This is a genomic window from Kitasatospora sp. NPDC097691, assembly GCF_040302665.1.
Lineage (GTDB): Bacteria > Actinomycetota > Actinomycetes > Streptomycetales > Streptomycetaceae > Kitasatospora.
The window spans coordinates 45,563-62,238 of the sequence record NZ_JBEORY010000036.1 but is presented as its reverse complement, the minus strand read 5'-3'; the positions used below and the strand labels follow the sequence as shown (position 1 = coordinate 62,238).

The window sequence follows — 16,676 nt, the reverse complement described above, 5'->3', positions numbered from 1 at the left end:
GTGAGGGCTGATGCCGAAGTGATCGATCGACGCCACGGGGTGGATGACACATGGGTGTGATCACGGTCAAGCGACCGGCCAGGGCCTACCCGCCCACCGTGCCGGACGAGCCGGTGGAGTTGGTGAGCCCGCCCGAACTGCCGCGGCAGGGCAGCGAGGACTGGCTGATGAGCATCCTGCCGATGCTCGGCATGGGCGGTTCGGCGGTGTTCTTCTTCTCGCCCGGTGCGGCCGCCCCGATGAAGATCATGGGCGGTCTGATGATCGCCTCGACGGTCGGCATGGTGCTGGCCCAGATCGTGCGGGCCCGCAAGGGCGGCTCGACCGCGATGGCGGACGAGCGCCGCGACTACCTGAAGTACCTGCAGCAGACGCGCCGCCAGGTGCGCCGCACGGCGGAGCGCCAGCGCGGCGCGCTGCTGTTCCTGAACCCCGCGCCGGACCAGCTGTGGTCGATCGTCGAGGACGGGCGGCGGCTGTGGGAACGGCGCACCGGGGACGGCGACTTCGCGCAGATCCGGGTGGGCCTCGGACCGGTGCAGCTGTCCACGCCGCTGGTGGCACCGCAGACCGCGCCGATGGACGAGCTGGAGCCGCTGTCGGCGGCCGCCATGCACTCCTTCCTGAAGGCGCACGGCACCCTGCACGACCTGCCGCTGGCGGTGTCGCTGCGGGCGTTCTACCACATCACGGTGTGCGGCGACCCGGACTCGGTGTACGGCAACGTGCGGGCGATGATCTCCCAGTTGACCACCCTGCACTCGCCGGACGACCTGATGGTGGCGGTCGCGGCGGCTCCCGGCGCGGCCGAGGAGTGGGAGTGGACCAAGTGGCTCCCGCACAACCAGCACCGCAAGGAGGCGGACGGCGCGGGCTCGCGCCGGCTGTTCGCCACCGACCTGGGCGACCTGGAGCACCTGCTGCAGGATGAGCTGGCCGGGCGCCAGCGCTTCGTCCGGGACGCGTCGCCCTCGGCGGACCAGCCGCACCTGGTGGTCGTCATGGACGGCGCCGGGGTGCCGCACGACTCGCTGCTGGCGAGCCCGGAGGGCGTGCAGGGCGTGACCGTCATCGAGGTGGTCCCGGGCGAGGTCGACGAGCCCAGCGGGCACTTGATGGTGACGGTCAACGCCGAGGAGCTGGTGCTGCGTTCGGCCTCCGGCGCGACGTACACCGGCACGCCGGACCTGCTCTCGGTGTGGCAGTCCGAGGCGCTGGCGCGGCAGTTGGCGCCGTACCGGGTCTCGGCCGGCGGGGACGACGAGCCGCTGCTGTCCAACCTGGACTTCACCGACATGATGAGCTCCGGGGACCCGGGCTCCTTCGACGCGAACCGCAGCTGGCGCCAGCGTGCCCAGCACGAGCGGATGCGGGTGCCGATCGGCGTCGGCGCCAACGGCGAGCACGTCTACCTGGACATCAAGGAGGCCGCGCTGGAGGGCATGGGCCCGCACGGCCTGTGCGTGGGCGCGACCGGCTCCGGCAAGTCGGAGCTGCTGCGCACCCTGGTGCTGGCGCTGGCGATGACGCACTCCTCGGAGATCCTGAACTTCGTCCTCGCCGACTTCAAGGGCGGTGCGACCTTCTCCGGCATGGCGGACATGCCGCACACCTCCGCGGTGATCACCAACCTGGAGGGCGAGCTCACCCTGGTCGACCGCATGCGCGACGCGATCGAGGGCGAGCTGCACCGCCGCCAGGAGCTGCTGCGCTCGGCCGGCAACTACGCCAACATCCACGAGTACGAGCGGGCCCGGGCGGCCGGCGCGGCGCTGGACCCGCTGCCCTCGCTGGTCCTGATCATCGACGAGTTCTCCGAGCTGCTCACCGCCAAGCCGGACTTCATCGAGATGTTCATCCAGATCGGCCGGATCGGCCGGTCGCTGGGCGTGCACCTGCTGCTGGCCTCGCAGCGCCTGGAGGAGGGCAAGCTGCGCGGCCTGGACACCTACCTCTCGTACCGGATCGGTCTGCGCACCTTCTCGGCGGCGGAGTCCCGGGCGGCGATCGGTGTGCCGGACGCCTACCACCTGCCGCCGGTGCCGGGCGTCGGCTACCTCAAGTTCGGCGAGGACGTGATGGACCGGTTCAAGGCCGCCTACGTCTCGGGGCCGTACCGGGCGCCGGGCCAGCAGCGGTCGACCGGCGGACGGCGGGGCGCCGCGCGCCCGGTGGAGTTCACCGCGGCCTTCGTGGAGCTGCCGGACCCGGTGGAGGAGGAGGCGCCGCCGGTACCGGAGCAGGACGACGCGCTGGTGGACACCGTGCTGGACGTGTTCGTCCAGCGGATGGCCGGCCAGGGCCCGGCCGCGCACCAGGTGTGGCTGCCGCCGCTGGAGGAGGCGCCGAGCATGGACCACCTGCTGCCGCCGCTGCAGGTCGCGCCGGACCGCGGGCTGACCGCCGCCGGCTACCCGGTGGGACGGCTGCGGGCGCCGATCGGCATCGTCGACAAGCCGCGCGAGCAGAAGACGGACATCCTGGAGGTCGACTACGCGGGGGCGGCCGGCCACGGCCTGGTCGTGGGCGGCCCGCGCTCGGGCAAGTCCACCGTGGTGCGCACCACGGTGGCCTCGTTCGCCCTCACCCACACCCCGCTCGAAGTGCAGTTCTACCTGCTGGACTTCGGCGCGGGCAGCTTCGGGTCGCTGGCCGGGCTGCCGCACGTCGGCGGGGTGGCCGGGCGCCTGGACGTGGACAAGGTGCGCCGGATGGTCTCCGAGGTGCACGGGGTGATGAACCGCCGCGAGGAGCTGTTCCGGGTCGCCGGGATCGACACCATCGGCACCTACCGGGCCCGTCGGGCGGCCGGGCAGCTGCCGGACGAGGCCTTCGGCGACGTGTTCCTGGTGATCGACGGCTGGAACACCTTCAAGCAGGAGTTCGAGGGCCTGGAGCCGGTGATCGGCGACATCGCCCAGCGTGGCCTCGGCTACGGCGTCCACCTGCTCATCACCGCGGCCCGGTACGCGGAGGTCCGCCCCGCGCTGAAGGACCTGCTGCAGAACCGCACCGAGCTGAAGCTCGGTGACGCGATGGAGTCCGAGGTGGACCGCCGGTCGGCGCAGAACGTCCCGCCGCTGGCCGGTCGCGGCATCACCCCCGAGCGGCTGCACTTCTTGTCCGGTCTGCCGCGCCTGGACGGCTCCTCCGGCGTGGACGACCTGCAGGACGGCGTGGCCGGGCTGGTCGGCGCGATCGACGGGGCCTGGAGCGGGCCGCGCGCCCCGCAGGTGCGGATGCTGCCGGCCGTCCTGGACGGGAACTCGCTGCCCAAGGGCTTCGAGCACCCGGAGCGCGGTGTGGCCTTCGGCGTGGACGAGGCGGAGCTCGCGCCGGTCTTCGTCAACTTCGAGACCGACCCGCTGTTCATCGTCTTCGGCGACACCGAGTCCGGGAAGTCGGCGATGCTGCGGATGCTGATCAAGCAGATCACCGAGCGCTACACCCCGGACCAGGCGGGCATCGTGGTCGGCGACTACCGGCGCGCGCTGCTGGGCGCGGTGCCGTCGGAGTACCTGGTCGAGTACGCGGCCGCGCAGCCGGCCATGTCGGCCGTGGTGGAGATGCTGCGCGGGGCCTGCTCCCGCCGCCTGCCGGGCCCGGACGTCACCGCGGAGCAGCTGCGCAACCGCAGCTGGTACACCGGCAAGGACATGTTCGTGGTCGTCGACGACTACGAGCTGGTCGCGACGAGTTCGGGCAACCCGCTGGCGCCGCTGGCCGAGTTCCTCCCGTTCGCCCGGGACATCGGCCTGCGGGTGATCGTGGCCCGCAGCGCGGGCGGTGCCGGGCGCTCGCTGTACGAGCCGGTGATGCAGCGCATCCGCGAGCTGGGCGGCCAGGGCGTGATCCTCTCCGGGAACCGGGACGAGGGCGCGCTGCTGGGGACGGTCAAGCCGCAGGCGCTGCCGCCGGGCCGCGGGGTGTACGTGTCGCGCCGCGCGACGAACGGGCAGATGGTCCAGACGGGCTGGCTGCCGGTGGTGTAGCAGGGCCGGTCGTCACGGACGGTGAGCGAAGGGGTCGGACTCATGCGAGTCCGACCCCTTCGGCGTCCCAGGTGCTGAAACGTTACCTAGATCTTTCCGGGCGGGTGCTGCGGTTCCCGTACCCGGCCGGGGTGTTGCCGCACCTCCGAGGAGCGCCTTGGCGTACCACCGTCCGACCGGATCCAGACCTTTGAATCCCGACTGGATCCCTTTGTTCACCTTCGATTCAATTGCGATCCAGCCAAGGTAACAAGTCGGACAAACCACACAATGACCGAACGTGATCATCAGATCGCATGTTTATGCGTTTTGTCGCAACGGATTCCGAAGCAGTTCCGACGTTGACGCAATCATTACGCCCAAGGTTCCATGGCGGCTCGGGAGCGACTGGACCGACACCCAGCACACCAGCCAGCGGAGGCGATACCGCTCCCACCCCAGGACCGCTCAGAGCCGATCGGAAGCCACATGACCGACACGCTTCGCCCGCCACAGACCGTAGCCGCCCAAGCGGCCGGGGCGGCCGCGCCCCAGCAGCTCAAGCGTTCGATCGGCGTCGTGGGCGGAACACTGCTCACGCTGTCCTGCGTCACCCCGGCGTCGACGCTGTTCGTGATCGTGCCGGAGCTGTTCTCCAGCATCGGCAGCGCCACCGCCCTGGCCATCGCCATCGGCACCGTGCTCTGCGTCGCCGTCGCGTTCTGCTACTCCGAGCTCGGCACCCTGATCCCCAGCGCCGGCGGCGAGTACGCCATGGTCGGCACCCTGGCCGGACGGCTGATGGGCTGGCTGGTCTTCGTGCTCTCGCTGATCGTGGTGATGATCGTCCCCTCGGTCATCGCGCTCGGCACCGCCGACTACCTGGCCCCCGTGCTGCACCTCGACAAGGCCATGACCGGCGCCGCCGTGATGCTGGCCGCCACCCTGGCCGGCCTGCTCGACCTGCGCGCCAACGCCTGGATCACCGGCATCTTCCTGGTCCTGGAGGTCATCGCGGCCGGCGTCGTCTCGGTGCTCGGCTTCTCCCACGCCAACGGCAACGCCCCCAGCCTGCTGCACGGCGTGGTCGCCGGGGACGGCGGCGCCACCACCACGGTGAGCATCGGCGCCATCGTCGGCGCGCTCGGCATCGCCCTGTTCATCACCCAGGGCTTCTCCACGGCCGTCTACCTGTCCGAGGAGCTGGAGAACCCGCGCCGCAACGTCTCGCGCACCGTGCTGTGGACGCTCGGCATCTCCTCCGCCGTCATCCTGATCCCGGTCGTCGCCATCACCGTGGGCGCCCCCGACCTGCAGACCCTCACCTCCGGCGACATCTCCGGCATGGTCACCGCCTGGAGCAACTCCGCGGTCGGCACCTTCATCAGCCTCTGCGTCGCGCTGGCCATCATCAACGCCGGCATCGTCATGGTCATCCAGAACTCCCGGGTGCTGTTCGCCTCCGCCCGTGACAAGGCCTGGCCGGAGCCGGTCAACAAGGCCTTCGGCACCCTCGGCCGCTTCGGCTCGCCGTGGATCGCCACCCTGGCGGTCGGCCTGCCCGGCGCCGCGCTCTGCTTCGTCAAGGGCGAGCTGCTGAGCAACATCACCGGCGTCGCCGTCACCGGGATGTACCTGCTGGTCGCGATCGCCGCACTGCTCTCCCGCCGCGGCCACCACAAGCACGCCGCCGCCTGGCGGATGCCGCTGTGGCCGGCCGTGCCGGTCGCCCTTATCGCCGTGCTGCTCTACGTGATGACGAAGCTGGACACCGAGCCCCTGCTGTGGACCGGCGGCATCACCGCCGCCGCCACCCTCTACTGGCTGTTCTACCTGCGCCCCCGGCAGGACACCCGCTGGGTGATCAGCCTCCCCGAGGACCAGCAGGACTGACCCCCACCCCTCCCCCACTCCCCCACACAGCGGTGCCCCGGGCCTCCCCCAGCCCGGGGCACCGCCGCGTTCACACCACTACTTCTCGGCCTTCCAGACCGGGCTGGTGGCGATCGCCCTCAGCTGCTCCTCGGTGAGCAGCCGCTCGCCGTTGGGGCCCTGGGCGGCCATGACCTCCATGCCGTCCGGGTGCAGGACGTTCACCGTGAGCGGCATCTTGTCGGTGCCGTCCGGGCCGCCGCGGGTGAGCACCCTGCTCCCGTCGGGCAGGGTGAGCGCGTCCTTGTACGCCTTCGCCCCCGCGGCGTCCGCGGACTTCCCCAGGTTCTGCACCCGCAGCACCACCGAGCCGGCGACCTGGCCCTGGGCCAGCTGGAACGTGGCCACCAGCGGGCTGCCGCTGCGGCCGGTCACGGTCACCCCCGGCGGCAGCAGCCGGGTCAGGACGACCTCCCGCTTCTCCAGCGACAGGCCCGGGTCGACCGCCGAGACGTCGACCCCGTCGAACTTGACCGCCGCGACGACCCGGTCCCAGGACTTGTCGGTGACGATCGCCGACAGCTGGTCGAGGGTGAGCGGCGGGTTGGGGCGGCTGTCCGGTGCGCCCTTCTCCGCGGCCGCGTTCCACTCGCTCACGTCGATCTCCCGGCCGTCCGGACCGGTCAGCCGGGCGTGCCACTCCTTGGTGGAGGCCCGGCCGTCCGGGTACTCGTACCCCTGCAGGAGCTGGAGCCGGGAGCCGTCCGGCAGGGTGGTCACCACGCAGGAGTCGAGCCGGGCGAGCTTCAGGTCCGCCGGGCAGGTGCTCGGCTGCGCCTGGCCTGGGCGGTGCTTCTGGATGCCGATCTGGATCAGCGACTTGCCCTGACCGTCGTCGAAGACCACCCCCGCCCCGGCGTAGGTGCCCTTCATCCGCTCGTCGTCGGTGCCGGTTCCCTTGCCCTGGGTGGTCTCGCCCTTGGGCAGCAGGGCCTGGAAGGTCGCCAGCACCTCGTCGCCGGTGACCACGGTCGGGGCCGAGGGCCGCGCCGTCGTCGGCGTGGCCTCGGGGGTGCCGCCGCCGGCGGTGAAGGTCCGCGCGGGGGCCGCGGCCACGCTGCCCGCGTCCTTCGCCGGGGAGCCGGTCAGGTACACCGCGCCGGTGCCCACCAGGGCCAGCGCGGCCGTGCCGCCGACCAGGGCGGCGGTCGAGCGGCGCCGCCAGCGGCGGCGGCCGCGCTGGTAGCCGCCCACGACCAGGTCGGCCTGCTCGGCGCGAAAGCCTTCACCCGTACGAGTGATGGCATAGAGAAGATCGTCCTCGAACTTGTCCGGTTCGGACATGGCTGTTCACCGTCTCCTTGGGTCACGGGTTGCGAGAGTGCGGGTCGGTGGCGGCGCCGGCCTCAGCGGACGGCGAGCTCGGCCAACGAATCACCGAGCAGGGCGCGCAGGCGGGCCAGCGCCCGGGAGGTGCGGGTCCGCACGGCGCCGCAGGACACCCGCATCACCTCGGCGGTCTCCTCGACGCTGCGGTCCTCCCAGTAGCGCAGCACCAGGACCGCCCGGTCCTTGGGCGGCATCCGGCCGAGCGCGTCCAGGAGGGTCAGCCGCAGGCTGCTGTCGGTGTCCTGCCCCGCCGACTCCGGTAGCGCGTCGGTGGGGCGCTCGCCGCTGGAGCGGCGGCGCTGCTGGGCGAGGAAGGTGCGCACCATCACGGTGTGGGTGTAGGCCGCCGGGTTGGCGATTCGCTCCCGGCCGCCGGTGAAGGCGCTGCGCCGCCAGAGCACGTACATCCGCCCGAGGGCCTCCTGGACGAGGTCCTCGGCGTAGTGGGTGTCACCGCTGGTGAGCAGGCAGGCCGAGCGGTACAGGTGGCTGGTGCGGCCGGCGACGAGTTCCAGGAACTCCGCGTCCTTGGCCTCCCGGCCCACACCGATCCACCCCATGTCCGCTCCCCCCGCGGTCCGCCCTCCCCGACACTTCATCGATGCGGTGGGAGGGCGGCGGTGTTACACGCGTGGCGGAGGAATTTTCGGGACGTCCGGATCAGTCGGCGGACTTGCGCCGGTGGTCGCGCAGCACCACGCCGCCGCCGACCAGCAGGGCGACCAGCAGCGCGCCCACGCCGAGGACGTACGTCGCGGTGCGGCCGTCGCGGTCGGCCTGGGTCTCGCCGAGGCCGACGGGCCGCGGCACGATCGGCACGGAGGCGAGCTGCACCGGGGCGTCCGGGGTGGCGGCCGTCGGCGCGACGTCGGGGGCCATGGTGACGGCCTTGACCGGGTCCACCACGCCCCAGCCGACGAAGACGTCCGGGTCACGCTGGGTGCGCTGGGCGGTCTGCTCGATCCAGGCCCGCACCTGGGCCGGCTTCCAGTCCGGGTGGGCGCCGACCAGCAGCGCTGCGAGCCCGGAGACGTACGGTGCGGCGAAGCTGGTGCCGTTGTCCACGCACTGGCCGCCGCCGGGCACGGTGGACAGCATGTCGACACCGGGCGCGGCGACCTTCACGAAGGAGCCGTACTGGGAGAACGGCGCACGCTCGTTGTTGCGGTCGGAGGCGCCGACGGACAGCACGGTCGGGAACGCGCCCGGATAGGTGTCGCCCTCCTTGCCGTCGTTGCCGGAGGAGGCGACCACCACGACCTTGTTCGCCTCGGCGAACTCGACCGCGGCCTTCAGGTCCTGGTAGCCGCCGAAGCGGGCGTCGCCCGCGCCGCGCACGTCCTGGGAGATGTTGATGACCTTGGCGCCCTTGCCGACAGCCTCCCTGATCGCCTGGACCAGGGTGGCGACGTCGCCGTTGCCGTCGCTGTCGTTCTGCCGGATCGAGAGGATCTGGGCGTCGGGGGCCAGCCCGACGAAGCCGGTCCTGTCGCTCCGGCGCGCCGCGATGATGCCGGCCACCTTGGTGCCGTGACCGACCGGGTCCTCGTAGGAGTGGCCCTGGATCGGCTCCTTGGTGTCCCGGTTGACCAGCAGGTTGGAGCCCTCCTGGACCTTGCCGACCGACGCCGGGGGGTTCTTGTCGAAGTTGGGGTCGGTGGCCACGACCTGGCCCGCCAGCTGCGGGTTGACCCAGTCGACCCCGGTGTCGATGACCGCGACCTTCACGCCCTTGCCGGTGGTCCGCCCGCCCTGCCACAGCTCGTCCAGCAGCATCCGCTGCAGCGACCACGGCACGGTCTGCACGTCGGGCGCGTTCTTCGGGCAGTCACCCGCGGCGGCCAGACCGGTCCCGGTCCCGCCGTCGGCGTACGCCGGAACGGCGAGCGGGCCGCCCAGCACCGCGAGCGCGGCCAGTGCCGCGGCCGTCTTCCGGTACCTGCGTCCGGACACCCTGCCACCCCTCATGTCGTCCACCCGTGCCGCGCGCCGAGGGGCGGGTGCCCGGAACCCGGGTACCCGCCCCTGTCGTTCCCGATGGGAACCGGTGTCACTGCTGCCAGAGCTTGGCGTTGCTGTCCTCGGTGGTGCGGTAGCTCTGCGCGGCGTTCTCCAGCGAGGTCGCGATCTGCGTGCAGGTCGTGTGCAGGTCGTTGGCCGCCGAGTCCCACTTGTCCTGCTGGACCTTGTAGCCCTCCTGGGCCTTGCCCTGCCAGCTCTGGGCGATGCGGGTGACGTCCTTCTTCAGGTCGCTCAGCGTCTGCTCGATGCGGCCCGCCGAGGCCTTGACCTCTTCGGCGGCGTGGTGGACGGTCTCGAAGTTGACGAGGATGTGGTCGGTCACGTTGTCTCCCTTGACGAGGGTGCGGAGCGTCTCGCGGTCAGTGGCGGACACCCCGCCGAGCGGCGGTTCGGAACAGAGCGGTGATCAGCGCGGGTGCGGCGATCAGCCCTGCGCGTTGGCGAACATCGCCTTCTGCTCTTCCTCGGTGCTCGAGTAGTGCTTGGTGGTCGCCTCGATCGCGTGCTTGATCGCCGTCAGCGACTCCTTGAGCTTCGCGATGTCGTCGTTGACCCTGTTCTGCAGGTTCGTGTAGGCCGTCGCCGCCTGGCCCTGCCAGCCGTTGGTGATGCCCGAAACCGTGCTGATCAGCTTGGCGCGCTCGGCCTCGATCTTGCCGATGGCCTGCTCGATCTGATTGGCGAAAGCCAGCATTTCCTGAGCAGTCATCGTGAACTGACCCTGAGCCATGCTCCACCGTCCCCCATGAGACAACAATTGCGTGTACGGAGGGCCCCGGAAGGCCCCGACCGTCGCATCACAGGTGTGATGCCCAGCAGCACTGTAGTCGGCACACGCAGCTCACCCAACACCGAGCACAGAGTAGTTACCAGACCATGACACTGCGGCCAATTCCGTTGCTGCGCTTGGCCGGTCAGGCGTTCTGCGGCTGCGCGGCGCTCTTCGCGGTCAGCGGCGGGCCGGCCGGAACCAGGTCCGACCACTCGTGCGGCACCGGCAGCGGCTGGAGCCCCTGGTAGCCCAACCGGGCCTGGTTGCCGCCGGTTTCGTCCTGCTGCTGCCCGGGTTGCTGGCCTGGCTGCTGACCTGACTGCTGGTCCGGCGCCCCCGGGTTCGGGGTGCCGGGCTGCGGGGTCGGCGTCTTCGGAGCACCGCTCTGACCGGGCTGCGCACCAGGCGTGGGGGTGGCGCCGCGGCCGCCGTCACCGTTCGCCGGAACGGCGTAACGCAGCCCGGTCTCGGTGATCAGGAAGTCGGTGCCGGAGCCGGCGGTGGTGTTGTTCAGCGCGCGGTAGAACAGGCCGTGACCGGGGGTCACGTACGCTGCGCCGGCGCCGTTGTTGTACGGCGCGGGGTACGAAGTCCCGGCCCAGACGCTGCGCCTGGGCGTCTTCCCGTCCTCGGCGACACCGTCGAAGGTGCTGCACACCACCAGCCGGGCGTCCTGGCGGTCCTGCCAGTTGTTCACCGGCGCACCGGACTTCATCGGCCAGTCGGCCGCGGTGCCCGGCAGCGGGGTCTCGCTGCCCGCCAGGGACTGGTCGGCCGGGGTCATCTCGTCGCTGCGCGGCTTCTTGTCCTGGTCGTACTTGTAGAGCATCTGGTACGCCGGGTTCTGCCGGATCAGGTCCGCCTGGAACTGGGTGACCAGGAAGAGCTGGTCCTTGCCGACCACGTAGTTGCGGTCCTGGTAGTGCACCAGCCGCCCGATCCGGCGGTCGGCGGTGTTGCCCAACTGCACCGTGGAGTTGGGGTTCGGAGAGTCCGCCACCTTGTCGACCTGCGGGAAGGTGATCGGGGTACCGGTGACCAGGGTGTCCAGCCACTCCCGCTTCACCCGCTGCGGCACCGCGTTGGGCCCGAAGACCGCGGTGATCAGCGACTTGCGCTCCTTGTCGTCCGACTGCGGGGTGCCGATCTCGTGCTTGCGGCCCTGCGCGTCCACCAGGAAGACCTTCGGGCCCGTGGCGGCCTGCTGACCCGGCGCCGGCGCGGCGGAGACCTGCTGCTCGTCCGCCTGCTGCACCAGCATCAGCTGGTCCGGGCCGAGCATCCGGTCCTTGGCCGCGAGCGCCGCCGCGTCCGGACCGGCCGCCACGAACACCGCCTGGTTGACGGTCTCCTGCTTCTCGTCCGAACCCGGGCGGTCGCACACCGTCCACTTCATCGACCGGCTCGCGTTGTCCTTGCTCGGCAACTTGTCCGGCGCGTACGGGATGCCGATGGTCGGACCGTGGTTCGGGTACCGGTCGAGCACCCCGTCGTCGACCACCACGACCTTGGCGTCGGCGGGCAGCACCAGCCGCGCCGAGGACATGTTGAGCACCTGGTGCAGCCGCTTGGTCTTGCCGTCCGGATCGGTCAGCACCACGTACCGGGTGGTCGACTGCTTGCCCTGGACGATGTTCTTGCCGTCGTCCCACTTCAACGGGGCACTGGGCTTGAACACCCCCCACACCCCGAACCCGGCCACGGCCACCGCGCCGACCAGGATGCTCGGGAGCACCGCCTTCACCGGACGCGGCGCGTCCTCGTCGCTCCCGCCGCCGGCGGGCAGCAGGAAGGCGCCCACCGTCCGCTTGCGCGCGAACGTGTAGGCGTTGAGCTCGTCCCGGCGCGATGCCATCCTCGTCGTCCCCCTAGTCAGACGTTGTCGGACGTTGTCAGACCGACCTGCCCCGTGGTCCACCCGCCGGGCGCGAACCGGTGCGAACCCTCTACGATGCGGCAGCAGACGGTGAGTACGGTACGGGTACGGTCCGCGAACCAGCCAGCCGGGCCGTGACAACGGATCAGAGAGGGCCACCGGGGGATGCCAAGCCAGACCGCTCCAGGACGCCGCCGCAGCGCGGGCGGCGGGAGGTCGCGCCGGTCCGGACGGGCGCAGCACGACGGCCCGACCGCCGAGGCGGGGCCCGTCCGACCGCAGCCGGACGCGGGTGGCGGCGGCGCCGTCCAGGTCCGCGTCAACCCCCGACCCGGTTTGCTCGGCGGGCGGTTGAAGCTCCAGCAGCTCGTCCTGGTCGAGGTCGCGGTGGCGCTGGTCGCGGTCGGCTGGACCATCAGCCGCCCGGTCGCGGCCGGCTTCGGCGCGGTCGCGCTGGTGCTGCTCGTCCTCGCCGCGGTCCCGGTGCGCGGCCGGACGGTCCCGGAGCTGCTGCGGGTCCGATCCGCCCTCAAGTCCCGCCGCAAGCAGGCCCGTACGCTGCTGCCGCCGGCCGGCACCGACCCGGCCCTGGCGCCGGCACTGGAGCTCGAACCCGGGCTGCGCACCTGCACCCACGCCACCGAGGCCGAGTTCGGCGGCCGCCCGGTGCGCCGGGAGACCGGCATGGTCGGCGACGGCACCTTCCTCAGCTCGGTCCTGCTCGTCCAGGCCAAGGACCAGCCGCTGCGCCCGGTGCGCACCGCGCTGCCGCTGCCGCTGGACGTGATCTGCTCGGCGCTCACGGTGGACGACATCACCCTGGAGTCGGTGCAGCTGGTCCAGCACACCCAGCCCGCCCCGGCCCCGCACCTGCCCGAGCAGTCGCTGGCCGCCCGCGCCTACCGCGAGCTGCCGGACGGCACCTCCACCCCCGGGCTGCGGCTGACCTGGGTCGCCCTGAAACTCGACCCGGAGCGCGCGGCGACCGCCGTCCGGGCCCGCGGCGGTGGCGAGGAGGGCGCCCGCAAGGCGCTGCAGCGGGTGACCGACCAGCTGGCCGGGCGGCTCAACAGCGCCGGGTTCAACGCGACCGTGCTGGACGAGCGCGAGCTGATCGCCGCCCTGTCCATCTCCGCCTGCGCCAACCCGATCGCGACGGCCGGCCGCCAGGGCACCGGCAGCGGCGGCGGCACCACCCGCCGCACCCAGGAGGGCAACCGGTTCTGGCGGATCGACGACCGCTGGCACACCACCTACTGGATCTCCCGCTGGCCGCAGCTGAGCCGCCCCGGCGGCGCCCCCGGCCGGATCGCCGCGCCGGACCTGGTCAACCTGATCACCGGCTCCCCGGCCCTGGCCAGCACCTTCAGCCTGACCGCCGGACACGGCACCGGCGGCTCCGTGACCGTCAGCGGACACCTGCGGGTGACCGGGCGCAGCGAGAGCGAGGTCGGCCAGGTCGGCCGCCAGGTGGAGACCCGGGCGCAGAGCGCGGGCCTCGGCCTCGTCCGCCTCGACCTGGAGCAGGCCCCCGGCATGCTCGCCACCCTGCCGCTGGGAGGAGCGTCCTGATGGCGTACCAGACCTATCCCGCCCTCGGCCCGCAGCCCGGCGCCGAGCAGCGCCGGACCCGACCGCGGATCCTGCCCGGCTTCGGGCTGCGCGGCCCGCGCCGGGAGAAGCACGTGCTCGAACCCGCCGATCTCGCCGCGCTGGCCTTCCCGGTCGGCGACGACGGCGTGGTCATCGGCGTCGACCCGCAGGGACTGCCCGCGGTGCTCGGCCTCTTCCGCCCCAGCGCGTACGACCTGGTGCTGGTCGGCGGCATGTGGACGGCGCAGGTCATCGCACTGCGCGCGGCCGCGGTCGGCGCCCGGGTCGTGGTCGAGACCGCCCGCGGGCAGCTGTGGGGACCGATGGCGCAGGCCGCCGGCGGCGGACAGCCGTGCGTGACGGTCCACCAGGTCGGCCGGCTCGGGCCGCAGGGCGCCTCGGTGGCCTCGCCCGTGCTGGTGGTGCGGGACCTCGGCGCCCGCCCGCCGCGCAGCCGCCTCTCCGCCGCGCCCTGGCAGACCACCCTGACGCTGCTGCCGTACCTGGGGCCGAACGCCGCCCGGGTGCTCAACGCCGCCGACCTGGTCGGCGTGCAGCGGATCTCCCCACAGGAGGCGGAGCTGACCGGCCGGGTCCTGTCACTCCCGCCGGAGGACGTGGCCACGCTGCCCACCCTCGGCGACGACCTCACCCTGTGGGCGACCCGGATGCGGCGCCAGTACGTACGGGCCGTGGCAGGGCAGGCCGAACAGCAGGTGCTCGGCGCCCCGCGCCGGATGGACTGAGCGGTGGCTCGCCGCACCCGGCGGGCCACCGCGGAACCGAAGCCGCCTTCAACGGGGGTTGCCGTACGGCCTAGTCTTTGATGCGGCAACGGCACCGCTGAACAAGCGGCGGCGAACACGAGGGAGCCAGAGTGAGCAGCGATCGGGACGGCGTCTACGTCGGCGACAACGCGGCGGAGGACGACGACGACTGGTCGGACGCGCCTGACTACACTCCCCCGTCCTGGTACGTGCAGACGGAGGCTCCGGCGACGGCTCCCGCGGCCTCGGCGACGGCTCCGGTGAGCCCGTCCGCCGGGCCTGCCGACGCGCCCGCGCAGGTGCCCGCGCCGGCGCCCGCTGCGGAGGCGGCGCACCCGGTCGCCCCGGCCCCGGTGGCGGCGCAGGCTCCGGCCCCGACCCAGGCCCCGCACCAGGCACAGGCTCCCGGGCACGCCCAGGCTCCACTGGCCGCGCCAGTCCCGACCCCGGTTCCGACTCCGGTGGCCGAGGCCGCGCCGACCGCCGTCCCGACCGCCGTCCCGGCGCCCGCACCCGTCGCGCCGGTGCCCCCGGTGCCGCCCGTGCAGGCCGAGGCCCAGCACGTCCCGTTCCCGATGGCCTCCCCGTCGGCCGCCGCCCCCGAGCAGCCGCAGGCCGCCGCCCCGGCCTGGCCGACGGCGGATGCCCTGCCGCCGCAGGCCGCCCCCCAGCCGTACCCGGTGGCCCCGGCACCCGCCGCGACCGCGCAGCCGGGGCAGCCCGTCCCGCCGCAGTCCTACGCGCAGCCGCCCGTCCAGCCGGTCCCGCCGCAGAACCCGCTCGGCCCGCAGAACCCGCTCGGCCCGCAGAACCCCCAGGAACAGCAGGCCGCCTGGGACCCGCAGGCCGCGTGGGCGGCCCAGCAGGCGGCGGCCCAGGCCCAGCAGGCCCCCGCCGTCCAGCAGCAGCCCGTTCCGGCCCCGCACCCCGGCCCGGTGGACCCGCGCCAGGGCGGCTGGCCGCAGCCCGCCGCGTACCAGCAGCCTGCCCAGGCGCAGCCCGGCCAGCCCCAGCCCGGCCAGCCGCTCCAGGGCCAGCCCGTCCAGCCGCAGCAGGCACAGCAGCCGGGCCCCGCGCAGCCGTGGCAGCAGCAGCCGCAGGCGCCGCAGCCCGCCGCGTTCCAGCAGGCCGCCGCTCCGAAGCAGACCGCGAACGGCGCACCGCTCGGCTACACCGCCGCCGTCGAGCTGTCCTCGGACCGGTTGCTGCGCAGCCAGCCCAAGCAGCAGCGCCAGCAGCCGCGGTTCCAGTTCGGCGGCAAGGCCGCGGCGGCCGAGAAGGCCCGCAGGCTGGAGATCATCCGCACCCCGGTGCTGAGCTGCTACCGGATCGCCGTGATCAGCCTCAAGGGTGGGGTCGGCAAGACGACGACCACCACGGCGCTCGGCGCGACCCTGGCCAGCGAGCGCCAGGACAAGGTGATCGCGATCGACGCCAACCCGGACGCGGGCACCCTGGGCCGCCGGGTCAAGCGCCAGACCGGCGCGACCATCCGCGACCTGGTGACGGCCATTCCGCACCTGCGCAGCTACATGGACATCCGTCAGTTCACCTCGCAGGACCTGAACTCGGGCCTGGAGATCCTGGCGAACGACGTCGACCCGGCGGTCTCCACCACCTTCAACGACTCGGACTACCGCCAGGTCATCGACGTGCTGGGCCGCCAGTACCCGATCATCCTGACCGACTCCGGCACCGGTCTGCTGTACAGCGCGATGCGCGGGGTGCTGGACCTGGCCGACCAGCTGATCATCGTCTCCACCCCCAGTGTGGACGGCGCCTCCAGCGCCTCGACCACCCTGGACTGGCTCTCCGCGCACGGCTACGCGGACCTGGTGCAGCGCAGCATCACGGTGGTCTCCGGGGTGCGCGAGACCAGCAAGATGATCAAGGTCGAGGACATCGTCGCGCACTTCCAGACCCGCTGCCGCGGCGTGGTTGTGGTGCCGTTCGACGAGAGCCTGGCGGCCGGCGCCGAGGTCAACCTCGACATGATGCGGCCCAAGGTCCGCGAGGCGTACTTCGAACTGGCCACCCTGGTCGGCGAGGACATCGTCCGGGCCCAGCAGGCCGCCGCCCAGCAGTCCGCCTGGCAGCAGCCGCAGGCCCCGCAGCCGCAGCCCTACCAGGGCCAGGCCGCGCAGGCCCCGCAGCCCGCCCCCGGTGCGCCCTGGGCACCGCAGCCGCAGCCGCAGTCGCAGCCGCCGCAGAGCACTCCACGGCCGGGCTACGACTACGACTGCTACCAGGTCGGCCAGGGCCAGCCCCCGGCACCCGCACCGGACGGCTACCAGCCCCCGCCGCCCGGCTACGGCTACCCGCCCGCCCAGGGCCAGCCGCCGGCACCCGCGCCGGACGGCTACCAGCCCCCGCCGCCGGGGTACGGCTACCCGCCGCAGGCACCGCGGCAGTGA

At 72.7% G+C, this 16,676-nt stretch carries 11 protein-coding genes; 5 read left to right on the top strand and 6 right to left on the bottom strand.

What is annotated here, in order from left to right:
* Nucleotides 1-50 precede the first annotated feature (50 nt).
* Complete coding sequence (eccCa, locus tag ABTY56_RS24050) at nucleotides 51-3,992, top strand: type VII secretion protein EccCa (RefSeq protein ID WP_350631087.1); 3,942 nt, start codon at nucleotides 51-53, stop codon at nucleotides 3,990-3,992.
* 468 nt (nucleotides 3,993-4,460) lie between these two features.
* A complete protein-coding gene (locus tag ABTY56_RS24045; protein ID WP_350631086.1) occupies nucleotides 4,461-5,864 on the top strand; it encodes an APC family permease in 1,404 nt (467 codons plus the stop codon).
* Nucleotides 5,865-5,942: 78 nt separating this feature from the next.
* On the opposite strand, the gene ABTY56_RS24040 is transcribed toward ABTY56_RS24045, so the two are convergent.
* From ABTY56_RS24040 to eccB, 6 genes are all read right to left on the bottom strand, one after another.
* Entirely contained in the window at nucleotides 5,943-7,187 is a 1,245-nt protein-coding gene (locus ABTY56_RS24040) for a hypothetical protein (protein ID WP_350631085.1), read from the bottom strand.
* A 62-nt stretch (nucleotides 7,188-7,249) separates the two neighbouring features.
* Nucleotides 7,250-7,792: a SigE family RNA polymerase sigma factor gene (locus ABTY56_RS24035; RefSeq protein ID WP_350631084.1), complete on the bottom strand. Its 543-nt coding sequence runs from the start codon at nucleotides 7,790-7,792 to the stop codon at nucleotides 7,250-7,252.
* 100 nt (nucleotides 7,793-7,892) lie between these two features.
* Nucleotides 7,893-9,185: a type VII secretion-associated serine protease mycosin gene (gene mycP, locus ABTY56_RS24030; RefSeq protein ID WP_350631083.1), complete on the bottom strand. Its 1,293-nt coding sequence runs from the start codon at nucleotides 9,183-9,185 to the stop codon at nucleotides 7,893-7,895.
* A 97-nt stretch (nucleotides 9,186-9,282) separates the two neighbouring features.
* Entirely contained in the window at nucleotides 9,283-9,627 is a 345-nt protein-coding gene (locus ABTY56_RS24025; protein ID WP_350631082.1) for a WXG100 family type VII secretion target, read from the bottom strand.
* A 51-nt stretch (nucleotides 9,628-9,678) separates the two neighbouring features.
* Complete coding sequence (locus ABTY56_RS24020) at nucleotides 9,679-9,984, bottom strand: WXG100 family type VII secretion target (RefSeq protein ID WP_350631081.1); 306 nt, start codon at nucleotides 9,982-9,984, stop codon at nucleotides 9,679-9,681.
* Between the two features lie 184 nt (nucleotides 9,985-10,168).
* On the bottom strand, nucleotides 10,169-11,881 hold the full coding sequence (gene eccB, locus ABTY56_RS24015; protein WP_350631080.1) for a type VII secretion protein EccB: 1,713 nt from the start codon (nucleotides 11,879-11,881) through the stop codon (nucleotides 10,169-10,171).
* 186 nt (nucleotides 11,882-12,067) lie between these two features.
* On the opposite strand from eccB, the gene eccE reads away from it, so the two are divergent.
* The 3 genes from eccE to ABTY56_RS24000 all read left to right on the top strand — a co-directional run bounded on the left by eccE (nucleotide 12,068) and on the right by ABTY56_RS24000 (nucleotide 16,676).
* Nucleotides 12,068-13,474: a type VII secretion protein EccE gene (gene eccE / locus ABTY56_RS24010; RefSeq protein ID WP_350631079.1), complete on the top strand. Its 1,407-nt coding sequence runs from the start codon at nucleotides 12,068-12,070 to the stop codon at nucleotides 13,472-13,474.
* Nucleotides 13,474-14,241: a hypothetical protein gene (locus tag ABTY56_RS24005; protein ID WP_350631078.1), complete on the top strand. Its 768-nt coding sequence runs from the start codon at nucleotides 13,474-13,476 to the stop codon at nucleotides 14,239-14,241. Before eccE ends, ABTY56_RS24005 begins: the two co-directional genes overlap by 1 nt.
* 131 nt (nucleotides 14,242-14,372) lie before the next feature.
* Entirely contained in the window at nucleotides 14,373-16,676 is a 2,304-nt protein-coding gene (locus ABTY56_RS24000; protein WP_350631076.1) for a MinD/ParA family ATP-binding protein, read from the top strand.

Excerpts from the sequence above, each read along its gene's own strand:
- ABTY56_RS24020 (WP_350631081.1), bottom strand. The coding sequence starts at position 9,984 with ATGGCTCAGGGTCAGTTCACGATGACTGCTCAGGAAATGCTGGCTTTC.
- ABTY56_RS24045 (WP_350631086.1), top strand. The coding sequence starts at position 4,461 with ATGACCGACACGCTTCGCCCGCCACAGACCGTAGCCGCCCAAGCGGCC.
- eccE (WP_350631079.1), top strand. The coding sequence starts at position 12,068 with ATGCCAAGCCAGACCGCTCCAGGACGCCGCCGCAGCGCGGGCGGCGGG.
- ABTY56_RS24040 (WP_350631085.1), bottom strand. The coding sequence starts at position 7,187 with ATGTCCGAACCGGACAAGTTCGAGGACGATCTTCTCTATGCCATCACT.
- ABTY56_RS24035 (WP_350631084.1), bottom strand. The coding sequence starts at position 7,792 with ATGGGGTGGATCGGTGTGGGCCGGGAGGCCAAGGACGCGGAGTTCCTG.
- eccCa (WP_350631087.1), top strand. The coding sequence starts at position 51 with ATGGGTGTGATCACGGTCAAGCGACCGGCCAGGGCCTACCCGCCCACC.
- eccB (WP_350631080.1), bottom strand. The coding sequence starts at position 11,881 with ATGGCATCGCGCCGGGACGAGCTCAACGCCTACACGTTCGCGCGCAAG.
- ABTY56_RS24005 (WP_350631078.1), top strand. The coding sequence starts at position 13,474 with ATGGCGTACCAGACCTATCCCGCCCTCGGCCCGCAGCCCGGCGCCGAG.